General features: G+C 60.1%; 14 protein-coding genes. 10 read left to right on the plus strand and 4 right to left on the minus strand.

All coding sequences use genetic code 11. The annotated features are described in order from the left end of the window. Positions 1-613 precede the first annotated feature (613 nt). The 9 genes from ABEA08_RS08745 to ABEA08_RS08785 all read left to right on the plus strand — a co-directional run bounded on the left by ABEA08_RS08745 (position 614) and on the right by ABEA08_RS08785 (position 9,372). Positions 614-1,720, plus strand: coding sequence for a dienelactone hydrolase family protein (locus ABEA08_RS08745; RefSeq protein ID WP_345334918.1), 1,107 nt, complete (start codon positions 614-616; stop codon positions 1,718-1,720). A 192-nt stretch (positions 1,721-1,912) separates the two neighbouring features. Next, the gene (locus ABEA08_RS08750) at positions 1,913-3,082 is read left to right on the plus strand and encodes an acyl-CoA dehydrogenase family protein (protein ID WP_345334919.1); all 1,170 of its coding nucleotides are present in this window, start codon (positions 1,913-1,915) and stop codon (positions 3,080-3,082) included. A gap of 3 nt (positions 3,083-3,085) precedes the next feature. Continuing rightward, positions 3,086-4,270, plus strand: coding sequence for an acyl-CoA dehydrogenase family protein (locus tag ABEA08_RS08755; RefSeq protein ID WP_345334920.1), 1,185 nt, complete (start codon positions 3,086-3,088; stop codon positions 4,268-4,270). Between the two features lie 144 nt (positions 4,271-4,414). Further along, complete coding sequence (locus ABEA08_RS08760) at positions 4,415-5,197, plus strand: SDR family oxidoreductase (protein WP_345334921.1); 783 nt, start codon at positions 4,415-4,417, stop codon at positions 5,195-5,197. Between the two features lie 2 nt (positions 5,198-5,199). Beyond that, positions 5,200-5,661, plus strand: coding sequence for a MaoC family dehydratase (locus tag ABEA08_RS08765; protein ID WP_345334922.1), 462 nt, complete (start codon positions 5,200-5,202; stop codon positions 5,659-5,661). A 101-nt stretch (positions 5,662-5,762) separates the two neighbouring features. Further along, positions 5,763-6,965, plus strand: coding sequence for an acetyl-CoA C-acyltransferase (locus ABEA08_RS08770; RefSeq protein WP_345334923.1), 1,203 nt, complete (start codon positions 5,763-5,765; stop codon positions 6,963-6,965). Between the two features lie 37 nt (positions 6,966-7,002). Beyond that, a complete protein-coding gene (locus ABEA08_RS08775) occupies positions 7,003-7,419 on the plus strand; it encodes a nuclear transport factor 2 family protein (RefSeq protein WP_345334924.1) in 417 nt (138 codons plus the stop codon). Then, a complete protein-coding gene (locus ABEA08_RS08780; RefSeq protein WP_345334925.1) occupies positions 7,416-7,877 on the plus strand; it encodes a nuclear transport factor 2 family protein in 462 nt (153 codons plus the stop codon). The genes ABEA08_RS08775 and ABEA08_RS08780 overlap by 4 nt, the downstream gene beginning before the upstream one ends. 163 nt (positions 7,878-8,040) lie before the next feature. Beyond that, the gene (locus tag ABEA08_RS08785) at positions 8,041-9,372 is read left to right on the plus strand and encodes a sulfotransferase family protein (protein ID WP_345334926.1); all 1,332 of its coding nucleotides are present in this window, start codon (positions 8,041-8,043) and stop codon (positions 9,370-9,372) included. Positions 9,373-9,399: 27 nt separating this feature from the next. Here the strand turns inward: ABEA08_RS08785 and ABEA08_RS08790 are convergent, their stop codons facing one another. Genes ABEA08_RS08790 through ABEA08_RS08800 form a run of 3 tightly spaced genes read right to left on the minus strand, consistent with a single transcriptional unit; the run spans position 9,400 to position 14,179 of the window. Further along, positions 9,400-10,461, minus strand: coding sequence for an NAD(P)/FAD-dependent oxidoreductase (locus tag ABEA08_RS08790; protein WP_345334927.1), 1,062 nt, complete (start codon positions 10,459-10,461; stop codon positions 9,400-9,402). After that, positions 10,461-12,662, minus strand: a complete 2,202-nt coding sequence (locus ABEA08_RS08795; RefSeq protein WP_345334928.1) for a LodA/GoxA family CTQ-dependent oxidase — start codon at positions 12,660-12,662, stop codon at positions 10,461-10,463. Before ABEA08_RS08795 ends, ABEA08_RS08790 begins: the two co-directional genes overlap by 1 nt. 26 nt (positions 12,663-12,688) lie before the next feature. Further along, positions 12,689-14,179 (minus strand): hypothetical protein, encoded by a 1,491-nt coding sequence (locus tag ABEA08_RS08800; protein WP_345334929.1) that lies wholly within the window; start codon positions 14,177-14,179, stop codon positions 12,689-12,691. Between the two features lie 198 nt (positions 14,180-14,377). Between ABEA08_RS08800 and ABEA08_RS08805 the strand changes: the two genes are divergently transcribed. Continuing rightward, positions 14,378-15,391: a phosphotransferase gene (locus ABEA08_RS08805; RefSeq protein ID WP_345334930.1), complete on the plus strand. Its 1,014-nt coding sequence runs from the start codon at positions 14,378-14,380 to the stop codon at positions 15,389-15,391. Positions 15,392-15,449: 58 nt separating this feature from the next. On the opposite strand, the gene ABEA08_RS08810 is transcribed toward ABEA08_RS08805, so the two are convergent. Beyond that, a complete protein-coding gene (locus tag ABEA08_RS08810; protein WP_345334931.1) occupies positions 15,450-17,123 on the minus strand; it encodes a sulfatase-like hydrolase/transferase in 1,674 nt (557 codons plus the stop codon). Between the last annotated feature and the right edge of the window lie 88 nt (positions 17,124-17,211).

A 17,211-nucleotide genomic window follows, 5' to 3' on the forward strand; every position in this document is an offset into this window, starting at 1 on the left:
CTATGACCACATTGTCGACCAGGTTGCAGATGCTTGGAACAGCTTTCGAAAAGATGCAGAACAAGTGCGGCATCTGTGCAGCAGGGAATGGGCCAGACTGACCAAATAGATAATGGAATTGGTATTAGACCAAAGGGCTACGGAGTGGCAGCTCAGTTGGTTATCTCTTTATCAGAGCCGCGGCCTGTCACGCCGGGGGCGCGGGTTCTGGCGCTTGAGATAGCCGGTAGCGAAGCCATCTATTTCGACATCTTGTCGCGAAAAACTCAGTCTAGCGGCTGGTTTTTTTCGTATGTGCTTAAGCTGCGCAAGGCAGCGGAGTGGCAGCTCAGTTGATTAGCTCTCTATTAGAGCAGCGGCCTGTCACGCCGGGCGCGCGGGTTCCGGCAGTTGAGCTAGCCGGTAGCAGAGCCATCTATTTCGACTCTTTGTTTCGAGCAGGCCTTATCTTCAGATGTGGGCTCTTCTGTGGCCAACAAACGATGGCAAGGAGGGTTTAAGCCCGTTAGGTGGTTGGCTTGTCTAGTCCGTTTGCGTGATCTGGTGAGGTGCGGTTCGCGCCACACTGGTATGACATTGGCCTAGGGCGAATATTGCAACTTGAGAGGGAATGATGAAAAAGTGGTTTATGCGGATCCTGGGTTCGATAGCGTTGCTTGCTGTGGTGCTGGTAGGGGGATTTTATTTAGGCGGTGGGATGACTTTGGTGGCTCGGATCATCGCCCCAAGCTTTCCGGATTTTCCGCAAGCGCAAACGCAGCTGGTTGCCGGGCAGCAGGGGAAGCTCTACTACCCGACCCAAACGCCGTTTGATCTGGATGTTTTATTAGCAAAAGGGGATCGGGCTGAACCGACGACCGGAGTCGGTACTTTGTTTATGCCAGAAGGGGCGAGTGAGGATGCCCCGGTGCCTGCGATGATATTGCTGCATGGCAGCGGTGGGATCTCACCGGGTCGAGAGATGGAATATGGTCAGATGTTGGCCGACAACGGCTATGCAGCCTTTGTCGTAGATTACTATGCACCACGGGGTGCCAGCACGGAGATCAACTACATGCGCCGTGTGTTGTCGGTGACCGAGTTCGATGCGATTGCCGATTCCTATGGTGCGCTTAAGCTGTTGCGAACCCACCCGGAGATCGATGCCAGCAAGATCGGTGTAGGCGGATACTCCTATGGCGGTATGGCGGCACGCTTGGGTATGGACGATCGTATTCGCCAGGCGTTGATCGGCGATGCGCCGGGCTTTGCGGCCCACGTCGATTACTACGGTCCCTGTTTTCAGAATTTGAAGAGTGACAAGATCACCGGCGGACCCCTGCTGACACTGCGGGGCACTGAAGATGCGTCCAACGATCTGGCGGCTTGCGTGGAGCGAGAGCAGGAGATTGAGGCAGTAGGTAATGTAGTGGAAGCCCATGTTTATGAAGGGGCAGGCCATGCCTGGGAAGTGCAGGTACCACGTCAGTTGTCACCGAAGTCGCCCTACGTCGCCGGTTGTGAAGTGCAGTATGACGACATCGGCCACTCCAGCATGGGTGGTACACCGATTGTCGATTTCCCACTGGAAACCCCGCGCATAGAGCGGATCGCGGCCCGGATGCAGAGTGGTTCAGTGATGAACCCGTGTGTGCATTACGGCTATATCATCGGTCAGGATGATGAGACCAAGGCCAAAACGGATGCGGTTTTACTGACCTTCCTAGATACCTATCTTTAGACAGTAAAGCGGGAAGCCGCTAGCTTGCATGAAGGGCGCCTGAGGGCGCCCTTTGTTATTTCTCTCACCGCGATGACAGCGGTGCAACATCGTCCATTCGGCCGATCACGCGCTGGCCATATCCGGCCATGATGGGGGTCATCAAAGCTGGGATCCGCTGATCCCTCTACCCCCCACTCGAGGAGCGCAAACATGGAGTTCGCTTTCACCGAGGAGCAGGTGATGATCCGCGACACAGCCGAAGGGTATTTGGCTGAACTGTCGAGTTCGGAGGCGGTGCGCAGTGCCATGGCCACCGAACAGGGTTACCTGCCCGATACCTGGCAACGCCTGTGCGAAGAGATGTATTGGCAGGCCCTCACCATCCCGGAAGAGTTCGGTGGCTTGGGCCTGGGTTATGTGGAATTGGCCGTGGTGTTGGAGCAGATGGGTCGGCGCCTGCTGTGCTCGCCCTTCTATGCCACCGTCTGTCTGGCCACGCCAGCCTTGCTGTTGTCTGGCTCTGACGAGCAAAAAGCCTTTTGGTTACCTCAGATCGCTGAGGGCAGCCTGACCGCGACGCTGGCCTATACCGGGAGTAATCGATGGGATGCCAGTGCAGTGACGGCGATTGCGCGGCCCGAAGGCGATGGCTTCGTCTTGGAAGGCGAACTCAAGTACGTGCCTAACGGCCACAGCGCCGATCTGCTGATCGTCGCAGCCCGGCTCGAAGGCAGCAGCGGCGAGCAGGGCGTCAGTCTGTTTGCCGTGCCGGCGGACAGTGCCGGCGTGGAACGCCGCTGGACACCCACCATGGATCAAACCCGGCCTCAGGGCACCGTGCAGCTTAGCCAATGCTATGTCGGTTCGGAGGCATTGTTGGGCAAGGCCGGTGAAGCTTGGCCTGTGCTTGAGTCGGTGTTGCAATTGGCGGCGATCGCGCAAGCCGCCGAGCAGACTGGCGGGGCGCAGCAGTGTCTGGACATCACGGTAGATTACCTGCAGGAGCGTCAGCAGTTTGGTCGGGTCATCGCCAGCTTTCAGGCCATCAAACACCGCTGCGCCGACATGATGGTGCAGGTGGAGTGCGCCCGCAGCGCCGTGTATTACGCCGCGTGTGTGGCGCAGGAATTCTTGGAAGAGAGTGGGGATAGCGAAGGGCTGGGGGCTGAGTTGCCGCAAGCCGCGGCGCTGGCCAAAGGTTACTGCTCCGATGCGTTCTTTGACTGCGCGGCGGAGTCTATCCAGCTGCACGGCGGTGTCGGCTTTACCTGGGAGTACGATCCTCACCTCTACTTCAAGCGGGCCAAATCGAGTGAGACCTTCCTCGGCAGCGCGGCCATGCACCGCGAAGCCATCGCCACCCACTTGCTGGGGGAATAGCAGATGCAGTTACGTTTTAGTCAGCAGGAAGAGCAGTTTCGCGCGGAGATCGCGCGCTGGCTCAAGGGCAACTTGTGCGGTGAGTTTGAGCAGCTGCGCTTTCGTGGGGGCCCCGGGGACGAGCATAGCTTCCCGGAAGAGCGCAAGGTGTGGGAGCAGCACATGGCCAAAGCCGGTTGGCTTTGCGTCGGCTGGCCCAAGGAGTATGGCGGCCGTGGCCTGTCCATCAATGAGCAGGTGATCTTCCATGAGGAGTACGCCCGCGCCGGGGGCCCGGGTCATGCCGGTCACATCGGTGAAGGCCTGGCGGGTCCCACCATCATCGCTTTTGGTAGCGAGGAGCAGAAGCAGCGTTTCCTGCCGGGGATCGCCAATGGCACCGAGTATTGGTGTCAGGGCTATTCCGAGCCCGGCGCAGGCTCGGACTTGGCCGCGGTGAAAACCAAGGCGGAGCTGAAAGAGGACCAATGGCTGATCAACGGCCAAAAGGTGTGGACCTCTCTGGCCCATGAGTCCGAGTGGTGTTTCGTCATCGCCCGCACCGAGCCCGGCAGTGTCGGCCATAAAGGCCTGTCGTTTTTGCTGGTGCCGATGGATCAAACCGGCGTCACCATTCGCCCCATTGAGCAGCTCACCGGCACTTCGGAGTTTAACGAAGTGTTCTTCGATGACGCCGTCACCGATGCCGCCAACATCGTCGGCCAGCCCGGTGAAGGCTGGAAGATCGCCATGGCGCTGCTGGGCTTTGAGCGCGGCGTCTCGACTCTGGGTCAGCAGATGCAGTTCCAGAATGAGCTGGATCAGATCATTAAGATCGCCAAGGAGAACGGCGCGACGCAAGATCCGAGCCTGCGTCAGCGCATCGCCGACGCCTGGATGGGCCTGCGGATCATGCGCTACAACAGTCTGCGCATGTTGTCCGGCGGCCAGGACGGTAGCCTGCAACGTGAAGCGATGATCTACAAGCTGTACTGGGCGACCTGGCACGCCAACCTCGGCAAGCTGGCCATGGACGTGCTTGGCCCGGACAGTGAGCTGGTCGAGAGCGGGCCCTACAACCTGACCCGCTTGCAGTCCATGTACCTGTTTACCCGCTCGGACACCATCTACGGTGGCACCAACGAAATTCAGCGCAACATCATCGCCGAACGGGCGCTGGGCATGCCCAAGGAGCCGAAAGGCCGATAGAGGCGCGTTGCGAGTTACACACTGCGGGCCTCGTGCCGAGAGCCCGAAGGGTTACCAAATTAAGGGAAGGGACAAGGCGCGTTGCGCACCCGTTTACGCGCAGCGCATTTACCGCTTGTTGCCGCCCCCTACAAGGAGCGTTTTATGTTGGATCCAAAATACGTCGCAGGCCACAACCTGCTGGAAGGCAAATCCGTGTTGATCACCGCCGCCGCCGGTGCGGGGATCGGCTTCTCCGCCGCCCTGCGCGCAGCGGAAGAGGGCTGCCGGGCGCTGATGATCAGCGACATTCACGAGGGCCGGCTGGCCGAGGCGGTGGATAAGATCCAGACTGCGACCGGCATCAAGGAGATCCACTTTAAGGTCTGCAACGTCACCGATGAGGCGCAGGTGCAGGACTTAGTCGATACCGCCGAAGCCAAGCTGGGCGGCGTCGATGTGTTGATCAACAACGCCGGCCTGGGCGGCTCCAAGCGGGTGGTTGAGATGACCGACAAAGAGTGGCAGCTGGTGCTGGACGTGACTCTGACCGGCACCATGCGGATGACCCGTGCCATGCTGCCGAAGATGGCGGCGCGCAAGGCCGGCGCCATCGTCAACAATGCCTCGGTGCTGGGCTGGCGTGCGCAGAAAGAGCAGGCTCACTATGCGGCCGCTAAAGCCGGGGTGATGGCCTTTACCCGCTGCAGCGCATTGGAAGCGGCGGAAGATGGCATTCGTATCAACGCGGTCAGCCCCTCCATTGCCCTGCACGACTTCCTGCGCAAGTCAGCGCCGGAGGCGCTGCTCAAAGATCTGGCCTCCCGCGAAGCCTTTGGCCGCGCCGCCGAGGTGTGGGAGATCGCCAATATCATGATGTTCCTGGCCTCGGATTACTCCAGCTACATGGCCGGTGAAGTGATCTCCGCCTCCAGCCAGAGGGCATAACCATGACGCAGATCTTTCAAACGCCGCACGATCTCAAGGCGCGGGTGGGTGACGTTCTGGGCCACAGCGATTGGCTGGCGATCGAGCAAAGCCGCATCGATCTGTTTGCCGAAGCCACCGGTGATCATCAGTGGATCCACGTCGATCCGATCAAAGCCGCCGAGGGCCCGTTCGGTGCCTGCATCGCCCATGGCTATTTGACGCTGTCGCTGGTGAACCTGTTCCTGCCGCAGATCATCGATGTGCAGGGGATCAGCATGGGGGTCAATGTCGGCTGCGGCAAGATCCGCTTCCCTAATGTGGTCAAGGTGGGCAGCCGGGTGCGTGGCGTCGGCGAGCTGGTTGCGGTGGAAGAGATCAAAGGCGCGATCCAATCGATCGTGCGCGTCACGGTGGAGATCGAAGGCGAGGATCGTCCCGCCTGCGTGGTCGACACCATCTCCCGTTATTTTCCCGAGCAGTAGCCTCGAAGCGTCGGCCTGAGCAAGGCCAACCGCGGGATCGAACGAACGATCCCGCCTCGTTAAGGACGATCCGGCGGATCCGGATCGGCAAGGAGCAAAACATGAAAGAAGCAGTGATCGTATCCACCGCCCGCACCCCGATCGGCAAAGCGTTCCGCGGTGCCTTTAATGACACCGAAGCCCCGGCCATGGGGGGCCATGTGGTGGCTGAAGCCGTGCGCCGCGCCGGGATCGATCCCAGCGAGGTGGACGATGTGTTGATCGGCGCCGCCGCGCAGCAGGGCACTCAGGCCTACAACCTAGGCCGGCTGTGCGCCATGGCCGCCGGTCTGCCCACCAGCGTGGCGGGCATGGCGATGGAGCGTCAGTGCGCCTCCGGCCTGATGACCATTGCCACCGCCGCTAAAAGCATCATGTGTGACGAGTACGACGTGGCGGTGGCCGGTGGTCTGGAGTCCATCTCTTTGGTGCAGAACAAGCACAAGAACACCCATCGCAACGTGTCCAAGGCGGTGATGGCGCAAGATCCCAAGGCCTATATGCCAATGATCGAGACTGCCGAAGTGGTGGCCGAGCGTTACGGTATATCCCGTGAAGCGCAGGACGCCTACGCGCTGCAGAGCCAGCTGCGCACCGCCGTGGCCCAGCGTGATGGTCTGTTTAACGATGAGATCGTCCCCATGGCCAGCACCAAGTCGGTGTTCAACCGGGAAACCAAAGAGGTGACCTATGAGGACGTGCTGCTGGAAAAGGATGAGTGCAATCGCGCCTCCACCACGGCGGAGAGTCTGGCCGGTTTGGCGCCGGTGTGGAAAGACGGTCATTGGGTGAAGCAAGGTCAGCACATCAGCGCCGGTAACGCTTCACAGCTGTCCGATGGCGCGTCCGCCTGTGTGCTGATGAGCCGTGACGCCGCCGAAGCCAAAGGCATTGCGCCGCTGGGCATTTACCGTGGCGTGGCGGTGGCCGGCTGTGAGTCCGATGAGATGGGCATTGGTCCGGTGTTTGCCATTCCGAAACTGCTGCAGCGCCATAACCTTAAGACCGAGGATATCGGCCTGTGGGAGATCAACGAAGCGTTTGCCTGTCAGGTGATCTACTGCCGCGATCAGCTCGGCATTCCGAACGATCGGCTCAACGTCAACGGCGGGGCTATCTCGATTGGTCACCCGTTTGGCATGTCCGGTGCCCGCATGGTGGGTCACGCCTTGATCGAAGGTAAACGCCGTGGGGTGAAGTACGTGGTGGTGAGCATGTGCATTGGCGGCGGTCAGGGCGCCGCTGCGCTATTCGAAGTGGCTTGACGCCATTCCATCTTTCAGTGAGCAGCAAGGAGGCACGATGGCATTAGCAACCCAAGAGATCGCCCGATTGATGGAGCAGTACATTCGATTGGTGGATCAACAGGATATCGACGGGATCGTCGCCATGTATGCGGTGGACGCCGTGGTGGAGGATCCGGTCGGCAAGATGAAGATCGAGGGGATCGACGCGATCGACGCCTTCTATCGCAATGGCCTGGGTAGGATCGAAGCCAGTGCCAAGCAGGAGGGGCCGGTGCGCAGCACCGAGATCGGCGAAGGGCTGGTGGCGTTTGAAGTCATGCTCAATGGCGAAGAGGGGCCTATGGTGATCGAAACCATCGATTGGATGAAGTTCTCGGACGAGGGCAAGATCCTGGCAATGAAGGCATACTGGAGCGAGGATAACTTTCGCTTTATGCACGACATCAAACGGCAGCGGGGGGAGGTGGAATGAGTTGTACAAGCCATTTGAGCATCGAGCAACGTTTGGCACGACTGGAGGCTATGGAGGCGATCCGCACCCTCAAACACCGTTATCTCAATGCTTGTGACGAGAAAAACGTTGAGGATATTCGTCGCTGTTTCGCCGAGGGGCCGGTGAGCATTGATTACGGCCCGGTCGGCGTGTTTGAGACGCGGGAGGCGTTTGTCGATCTGTATCAGACCGCCGCCTGCCATGAGCATGTGATCGATCTGCACCACGGCGCCAATCCGGAGATCGAATTACTCAGCGCGACCGAAGCGAAAGGCCGCTGGGCCCTGTATTACTTCAATATCGACAGCCGCAGCGGCGCTACCCGCCAATTGGGCGGCTTTTACGACGATGAGTATCGCTGCATCAATGGCCGCTGGTTGATCAGCGCCACCCGCTTTGTACCCCACTCCATGGTGGAAACTCATCCCGAGCCATGAGTTAGGCTCACGATTTAACAGGGCCTAATGGCCCTTTTTTTTAATCGATATTTGCGCAAGATTGTCGCTGTAGCGGCCCCATTCCGTCCATTTGGACGACGTTTCCAGACGATAAAACCCTGATTATATTGGTTGGTCGTTCAATAAAGGAAAGGGAAGCGCAATGGAGCCGGTGAAATCCGATGGTGCCAAGGGGAGCCTTAGACAAGCGTCGGCGCTGTTTAAGGTGAAGACGGGGGCGTTGCTGGCAGAGGAGCTGGCCCCTCAGGGCTGGCTGCATTGGCAACCCAAAAGCCTGCCAGCCTCCAGTCGTCCGCGCCTCCGGCTCCGGCGCACCGAGCTGCTGGATGCCGAGGAGCTGTTGCAACTGGCGCGGCAGAAAACCGGCCTCACCGAGCTTGGCGCCTGGCGCTTTCTGCCTTCGTTTCGTCGCTTGGTGCGGGGATTGAATGAAGAGGCCGAGCTCAATGCTGCGGGGCGGCGGCGCCATCACGAGCGCTTGCTGGAGATCCTCTGTACGCGCTTGCGCTTTGAGGCGTATTGTCAGCGTTACCCGGAGATCCTGCAGGAGCCGCTGGCGGCCCCTGTGGTGATCGTCGGTCTGCCCGGGACCGGCAGCACCCTGTTACAGCGTTTGATCGCCTCCGATCCGCGCTTCTATTCGGCTGCTTGGTGGGAGACCCGCTTCCCTGTGCCCTTTGCGGCAGGGGACGTGGGTAAGCGGGATGATCCGCGCATTGAGGCGGCCAGGCATGAGATCGCCACTATGCTGGAAGCGGAGCCCATGCTGCGCCACAGTCATCCGTTCGATGCCCGCGCCGCCGATGAGGATAGCTGTTTGTTGGAGCAGGCCTTTTTCAGTACCAACCCGGAAGCTGCGGCGCACCTGCCGAACTATAGCCGCTGGCTGGCGGGGCAGGATCCCACCGAAGGTTACCGCTATCTGCGTGCCTTGCTGCAGTTTCTGCAGTGGCAGAAGCGACAGCGGGGCGAGAGTGCCGAGCGCTGGGTGCTCAAATCGCCCTGCCACCTGCATAACCTTGCGGTCCTGCTGAAGGTGTTTCCCGGTGCCAAGATCGTTCAAACCCACCGTGATCCCGAGGAATCCCTCCCGGCGCTGATCCATTTGATCAAAAACCTCTGGCAGATGAACAGCGATCGGGTCCAGCCTCGGGTGCTGGCCCGGCATTGGTCACTGAAGATGGCGGCGGCGTTGACGGATTGTATCCAATTGCGCAAATGCGGGGCTGAGACGCAGTTTCATGATGTTCGCCATGAGCAGATAGAGCAGGATCCCCTCCAGGTGATCATTGAGATCTATGCATCGGTCGGCATGCCCATGACCAGTGAGGCGTGGGATCTGATCTTGGCGACCTTGGCGCACGAGGGAGGCGTAGCTCCGCTGCCGGATCGCGCTGCGCTGCCTGAGTTGGGACTGACGCTGGCCGAGATCCGGCAAGAATTCGCCAGCTACTCAGGCCGCTTTTTAGCTTGATTGGAGCGGATGGCGAGCGAGTCAGCCTCATTCTGGCTGACAGCGTCGCTGCCAGAACGGGGTCGGATGGATCCGAGCGATCTGATGGTAGAGCTGCTGCCTCAGGTTAACGTGATGGGTAAAGTCGGCAAAGATCGCCTGCTGGTAAGCGCGCAGTGCGTTGGCTCGAGGTCGGGCCCGCCACGCCATGATCGCCTCGGCGCCAGCGTGTCCCGTGGCGATCGCCTTGCTGATCCCGGCGGCATTGATGGGATCGAATCGGCAGGCTGCGTCGCCGACGGCCAACCAATTGGGGCCGACGACGGCCGAGCGGATGGCCAGATCGGCCTGGCGGCTGCGCAGCTCAGTACAGGGCTGCAGTGTGCGCTTGAGTAGCGGCATGGGCGGCAGTGTCGCGGTGGGCTTGAGCCGGTGCTGTTTGTCGGTGACGAAGGCGACCAGTATCTGTTGTTCCGATACGGGGGCACAATACCACCAACCTCGGTCACAGGCCTGGATATGGCCCATCTGCGGCAGATCGTCCGGTCGGTGGTAGAGCTGGTAGTGGTAGATCAGGCCATCAATGCGATTTTGAGCCACACCCAGTTGGTTGAGTAACACGCCGCTGCCACTGGCGTCGACCACGAGATCGGCGGTTAGGTTGGAGAGCCCATGAGCTGAGCGGATCTGCAAGGCATTGACCGTCCGATCGTGGTGCTGACCGCTTTCCACACTGGCATCGAGCCAGTTGCCGCCCTGCTCCAGATAGCGCTGTTTGAGCTGGGTTTCGAGGTCGGTACGATCGACCCAATAACCTAAGCCGCCGGGTTGCGCCAAGTAATCGTTATAGCCCTGAATGGGGCTGCCCCATTCGGAGACGGTGCCGTAACAGGGAAGGTGGCCTCCTTGGCTAAGATCCACCCCCCATTCCCCTAAGGTTTGCGCGGTTGGCGGGGGAATGGACTCGGCCAGACGCTGCGCTTTACTGAGCCCGGGCTCGATGATCGCCAGATCGCGACAGCCTCGTTGCTGTAGGGATAGGGCGAGCATCAATCCGGCCGGGCCGCCGCCAATGATGGCGACGGCCCGGTGGGGGTAGGCGTCCGTCATCAGGACGCAGTGGTGGTGGCGGGCTTGGTCATGCTGCTGGCTTCGCTCCAGGGCACGACCTTATCGCTGTCGTCCAGTTTGGCGGAGAAGTGACTGGCCACTTCAATGAAGATCCCGGCGCCATAGTTGTCTGGCCCCCGTCCCTCGGGGTAGGGAGCGCAGGGGATATTGGGATCCGGCGTCAGGGTATCGTGGGAGACGGGCACTTGGGTGCCTTGAATAATAAAGCCGACGTCCTGCCAACTGTGGACAAAGTCGATGTATTGCTGGAAACGCCCCTGTTGTTGCGGCAACGGGGTTTTCGTGCCCTGACCCTGATTGCCTCGGATACTGAACATCTGATCGCCGTAGTACCAGCGCTCATTCTCCGGGTTGTACTGACAATGGGCTTGTGGGTAGACCGCGAAAGGCCGTTGGCCCGGCCAGGACCAATATAGGGTGTTGTTGGTGACTCCCGCTTTCTCTGGATTGGGATCCGGCAGGTGGGTGCCGCAACTGTTGTAGTCGCAATGCCAGGGCAGGGCCATGAATTTGGACAGATCACCAGGCTGAACCTGAGCGCTGCCCAGCGGAATGTAGCCTGCACTCAGCACCGGCGCCTTACTGGGCAGATTGCTGTAATCCATGGGCTGGGCTTTGATCCGAAACGGCCCGCTGTCGCCCTGCCAATTTTGCTGATAGAGGTTGACATCACGGACGATGAAGGTCAGTTCAATGCCCGGTGAGTAGCGGCCGCCCAAGCCATTTTCCAGTACGGCCCGGTCCATCTTCTCGCCTGGGCCGAGCGGATCGGCGCCGGGCTGAAACCGATTGCCGTACCATTGGTTCAGCAAAAAGTACTGAGTTGGTGACACGCTGAGGAAGCTCTTGCCCGAGTCGCCAAGAGAGAGGGGCATCATGCTGCCTTCGCTGTTTTCGGCTTCGGAGCTGGGATCGCGGATCAGGCTTTTCAGATTCGGGATCTTTTGGGTGGGATCGTCACAGGCTTTGATGGCGCCCACGGAGAGATGGCCGTTGATGGCGGTGCTGTTGAGGTTGGTGTTCCATTGCTGCAGCATGGCGGCATGAAAGACCGGCAAAACCGTGCTGTCGAAGCGGGGTTGGTAGCTTGACTGAAATTGCCCAGCACGGAACAGCTCCGGCTGCAGCGCCAATTGCTGCACCCAGGTGTCATACACGTCGTCCCAGGTGGAGACCACATTGCGGGTTTGCGGTGCATAGGAGGGATCGGTGGTGACCACCCATCCGGCCACCGCTTCGATGCGCGATCCGTCGTCGAACAGCACGGTGGCGTTGACCGGGCCGTCACCAACATCATCAAACCAGTTGTTGTTATCGATGGCCCCCTCCAGTGGTGGCAGAGCCTCCGGGCCGTTTTGCTGTGGGGTGGCGATGCCATTGGTGAGGCCAAACCCCGGCAGCACCAGTAAGCGACCGCTCTGGGCTTCGGTGTTGATCCCCCCCAGTGTCGAGATCAGGGCATTGCCGACCGTCGGCAGGGTGTCCAGGTTTTGGCTGGGGAAGGTTTGCGGGTAGTTGCAGGATCGGATCTGACCGTCTTTGCTGAAGCTGGCGGGCGTGGCCTGATTGAACTCTTGCGGCGCTGCGCCTTTGCTGCTGGCTTTGATGGCGCGGGGGCCGGGATCGATCACCAACGCCGTCAGCCGGGTTGTGTCGTTGATGTCATTGACGAATCGGCCCGGATTTACCGGCGGTTTCTCACCGGGCTTAGGTGGGGGTGGAACGGCATTGCGCAGCACCAGAGTGCTGGGATCCTGATAGGCTTCGATCCCGGATTCTTCGCCCTGATCGTTTTCAATTTCGAAGTTATTGGCCTTTTTATTGGCCAGATGCACGGTCCACAGGATGTCGGTGACGGTACGGCCGTCGGGCAGTTGGGCGCCTAGGGTGAGCTCGGTGCCACCGCCTGCGGGGTAGGTGTTTTGTGCCTGATCATAGTGATACAGACGAAAGCGCGCGGCTTGGCGTTTCAGTCTGCCCTGACTGTCGCGCAGATCCGTGCTTTGGATCAGCTGGTCTGGGCCGCTGCCGTCGTTTGGTCGGGTGGGCAGGCCGCCCATTAATCCTGTGTTGGGATCTTGCAGATCGCCCGCGGCAGTCTCCGGGCTCACGAGGTACTCGTCGCTGTTGCCGACCCGAGCGAAGTTAATAGCGGGGTGAATACGAATGATGTCCGTCATTGTCGTTTTCCTTCCTTGGGGACCAATCAAAGTTTGGGGTTGGTTTCGAGCTCGGCGACTTGCTGCCACTCAAAGCCATTTCGCAGAATGAAGCTGATGTTGACGTTTTTGCCCGGTAGGGTCTCCAGAGACTCCGTCTCGCCGCTGCTGGCCATTTCATGGGGCGGGTAAAAGTTCTGCTCGGTGTTGTGGCAGCGGAAGCAGTTGTTTTCGGCGGTGGCCAGTTGGGTATAGGTTTCAATGGTGGCGTTGGACAGCATTCGGGAGCCGGTCAGGTTGCCGTTGAGGGGGAGCCCGGCCGGATCCCGGTAGGTAAAGTCGTCCTGCGCGTACTTCTCGTTAGGGTTGAGCGCGTCATTTTGGCCGAACCAGATGGCGCCCACTTCGAAGTAGTTGGCCCACAGCGATCCTTTGATCTGCGCAAGCGTGGTGTCGTTGAGATGCATGACGTTGGCGTCATTGGTTTGGATGGCTTGCTGATTGGGGCCCGCGACCGGATAGGGGTAGTTGCCAGTGGCGTACAAGCGACAGACCTGGGTGCGCTGTGCGAACGTCTGCGTCGCCTCATCGATGCGTACCGAGGAGATGGGCTGGTTGGCGTTGCACTCCTCAAAGGGGGTGCCCTTCTGATAGAAGGTCCAGTCTTGGTCGGAGATCACCGTGTCTTGATTGATGACCATCAAAGCGCCGGTGGCTTTTTGTCCGTCGCTGTCCAGTTTGGGGGAATCGTCAGAGCCTTGCTCCGGCCAGTCCACCACAGGGGCGTTTTGATCCTGCTCGAAGCTGGCCCAGATCATCTCCGGGTGATTGGCGACCACCAGGCCAATGTGCAGGCCCACCAAGGCCACCTCTTTGGTTACGGGCTTCTTGCTGGTATCCACCACCAGGCTGGTGCCGTTGCCCGCGAAGCCATTTTTCAGCTGCATCAGATCGGCCTTCATGGTGTAGAACCCGGACGTATCCATGCCGTCATGCACCACTTTCCAGGAGGATTTTAGCTCCATGCTTCCTATTGGGAAAGGCGTGTTGGCATTGAATGCCGACAGCGCGCCGGGCTGGCTCAGATCGTTGCCACTGACAAAATCGACAAAGGTGTCGTTGATGTACTGGGAGTAGTAGACCGGTTGGCCCTGCTGATCCACCAACACGCCATCACTGCCCGCTTGAACGAACTCGTAAAACTCGCCGTTGCGGCCGTAAGGGGCGCCGCTCCAAAGGCTCTCCGGGCGGTCGAAGGTGAGAAAACGGGGCACTTTTTTGCCCTGGGCGTTGGTGATCTCAGTGGTTAGCCAGAGGAAGGTTTGCCAGGAGATCTGGTGGAACATGCAGTTGTCTGGATCGGCCGGGAAGTTGGCGTACTCCTTGGCGAGATCGGCGCTGGGATCGGTCGCCAGTTGGAGCATCTCCTGGGTCAGGCTGCAGTCGCTCTCGGGCAGGTTGTCATAGGCAGCGTAGGCTGGCGCGAGCAGGCTTGCGCCGCACAGCAACCAAACCGATGGGTATCGAATGTTCCGCATAATTCAGCGTCCTTACTGGGTGGGGAAGCGTGGTGTGTGGTGAGTTGAATTCAAAAGCTAGGTCAGTGGCCATACCCTGGCAATTGTCAGATCCTGCAATGGAGTCTATTGGGTCGGGTGTTCGAGGCACTGGGCTTGCCCGGGCGAGGGTGGGATACTAGGCAGGCACCGCCTCCTATCGCTTGTTGAGATCTCGCTATGTCCCCACACCTGTTCGTCCCCTTTCCTCTGCCACTGCTGGCGCAATGCGGTGCTCAGCAGGCCCATTTTCAGCGCCGGGTGCAGTCACTGTGGAGCGGCTACGGCGCCATTGAACGCTGGCGACTCGAAGGTGGCGCAAGGGCGGGACAAAGCGTGATCCTAAAACGGATCGCGCCGCCCACGGCAGCGGCTCACCCGAGGGGCTGGCACAGCGATCTGTCGCATCGCCGTAAACTGCTCAGCTATCAGGTGGAAAGTGAGTTCTATCGGCGATATGCCTTACGCTGTGAAGACACGTGCCGTGTGCCACATTGTTTGGGGCTGGATGAGCAAGTGGGCGAGACACGTTTGCTGCTGGAGGATCTGGATGCGGCGGGTTTCAGCGGCCGACGGCTGGTGGATGAGGCCGATCCCAGTGAGGCCGAGCTGGGGCAGTGTGTCGAGTGGCTGGCCCGGTTCCATGCCCGCTTTTTGGGCGGCTCTTCGGATGGGCTTTGGCCCATCGGCACCTACTGGCACCTGGACACCCGGCCCGAGGAGTGGGCCCAGATGACCGACAATCGGTTGCAAGCCGCCGCCGCTGCCATTGACGCCAGACTCAATGGGGCGCAGTTTCAAACTCTGGTGCATGGCGATGCCAAACTGGCCAATTTCTGTTTCCGAGCAAACAGTGCGCACGGGCCGGACGGCGTGGCGGCGGTGGACTTTCAGTATATTGGTGGCGGCGTCGGGGTGAAGGATCTGGCCTACCTGCTGGGCAGTGCCTATCACGGCGAGGCGCTGGCGGCGCGCACCGAGCATTGGCTCGATTGTTACATGAGTTGTCTGCGCCAGGCGCTGAAGGGGCGGGTTGAGAGTGAGCTGGACGCGCTGGAGCGGGAGTGGCGTGGGCTTTACCCTTATGCAGTCGCGGACTTCGAGCGCTTCCTCAATGGCTGGGCGCCGGGCCATTGGAAGGTGAACGGGTATACCTCAGAGACGGTCCAGCATGTGTTGGCGCAGTTAAGCTGAGCCCAGAGGACAAAAACGCCCCATCTGCATCGCGACGCAGATGGGGCGTTTGCTTTTGTTATTCGCCCTTGGCGCCTGCGGCGGACTGCTGTGCCTGACGCCGTTGGAGTAGCAGCTGCAGCCTTTGTTGGCCGCAGTTGCCGTCCTGCCAGCTCGCCTTGCCGCAGTCATACAAGAGGCGACCGCGTTCGCCGTAGCGCATGTCTAAGAAGTACTGGGACGGCAGGCTAGGGGCCATGGAGTGTGCGGGCTGTGCCTGGAGTGTGTCGGTTGGCCGGGGGAAATCGGCCCAATCTTTCGGTGCGTGCCAGCCCGGTGGGGCTACCACGTTGCCGCGAATGCCATTGGCCGGATGCAGGGTGCGCCAATCTTTGATGGCGGCGGCCATCTCGGCCACCCGCTCTGGGTGCTCGGCGGCGAGATCCTGATACTCGTTGGGATCCTCATCGATCTTAAACAACTCGTTGACCACGGTGATCTCATACAGATCCTGCTCAACCCACTGCACCAGCTTCCACTGATCATCAAAGGCGGTAAAGCTGTAGGAGCCTTTAATGGGGATCTCCGATCCGAACTTCAGATACTCCTCGCGCTCGACAGCGTTGCCTTGGCTGATGGCGGGCCACAGATCCAGACCATCCATCACCTTTTCCCCCTGATAGGTCACGCCGGTGGCGCTCAGCAGGGTAGGGAATACATCCATCACCGACATGGCTTGAGGCAGTTGACTGCCAGCTTGGATCTTTTCTGGCCAGCGCATCAAGGAGACCACGCGAATGCCGCCTTCATACACCTCGGCCTTGCCCCCGCGCAGCGGACTGTTATCGCCGCCGCCTTGCCCCTGCACCCGGCTGGCGCCGTTATCGGAGAAGAACAGCACGATGGTGTTGTCGTCCACGGCCTGTTGCTCCAGCGTCGTCAGGATCCGGCCGATGGCCTGATCCATGGCGTCCACCACGGCGGCGTACTTGGGCAGCTCATTGCTGTTGTTGCCCTTGCGCCGCATCTTATCGGACGGACTGCGCGCCAGCGGGCGGTCATCGGTCAGATGGGCGTACTTGTCGGCGATCTCCACCGGTGGTACCAATGGCGTGTGCGGCGCCAGAAACGGCATGTAGAGGAAGAAAGGCTTGTCCTTGTCGCGGTCTTCTATCCATTGGCTGGCGGCGTCGGCGGCCAGGTAGGTGGCGTAGCCCTCGTCGTTGATGGAGACGCCGTTGCGCTGGAAATCTTTACCGCCGAGGTTGGAGAACGGCGGATAGAACCCGACTTCGGTGTGCAGGTGGCCATAGAACTCGTCGAAGCCGCGGCTGTTGGGGTGCATTGCCTGTTGAGAATGACCCAGGTGCCACTTGCCCATCATCGCAGTCTGGTAGCCGGCGGCCTGGAAGCTTTGCGGCATAAAGTGCTCGTCGGTGTGTACGCCACCGCTGTCCCAAGGCAGGATCACCCCATACGCTACGCCCAGCCGCATGGGATCACGACCAGTCATCAGCGCGGCCCGCGTGGGCGAGCAGATAGGGGTGGAGTAGAATTTAGACAGCTCGATCCCTTCTGCGGCAAGCGAATCCAGTGCCGGGGTCTCGATGGGTGAGCCTTTGTAGCCGACATCGGCAAAGCCCAAGTCATCGGCGACGATGATCACCACATTAGGAGGCGTTGTTTGGGCCATGGTCACCGCGGGGCCAAGTGCTAAGGCACCAGCGAGAAAGGTTAAGCGAGTTTTTAACACGTCAGAGCCCTTTTTTGTTATGTGTTGCTTAGAGTGCGGCAAGCGGATGGTACGGCCATCGTCCGAATGGAGGATGGCCTGCCCACTT

Source organism: Ferrimonas pelagia (assembly GCF_039543565.1).
In the GTDB taxonomy this organism is placed as follows: Bacteria; Pseudomonadota; Gammaproteobacteria; order Enterobacterales; family Shewanellaceae; genus Ferrimonas; species Ferrimonas pelagia.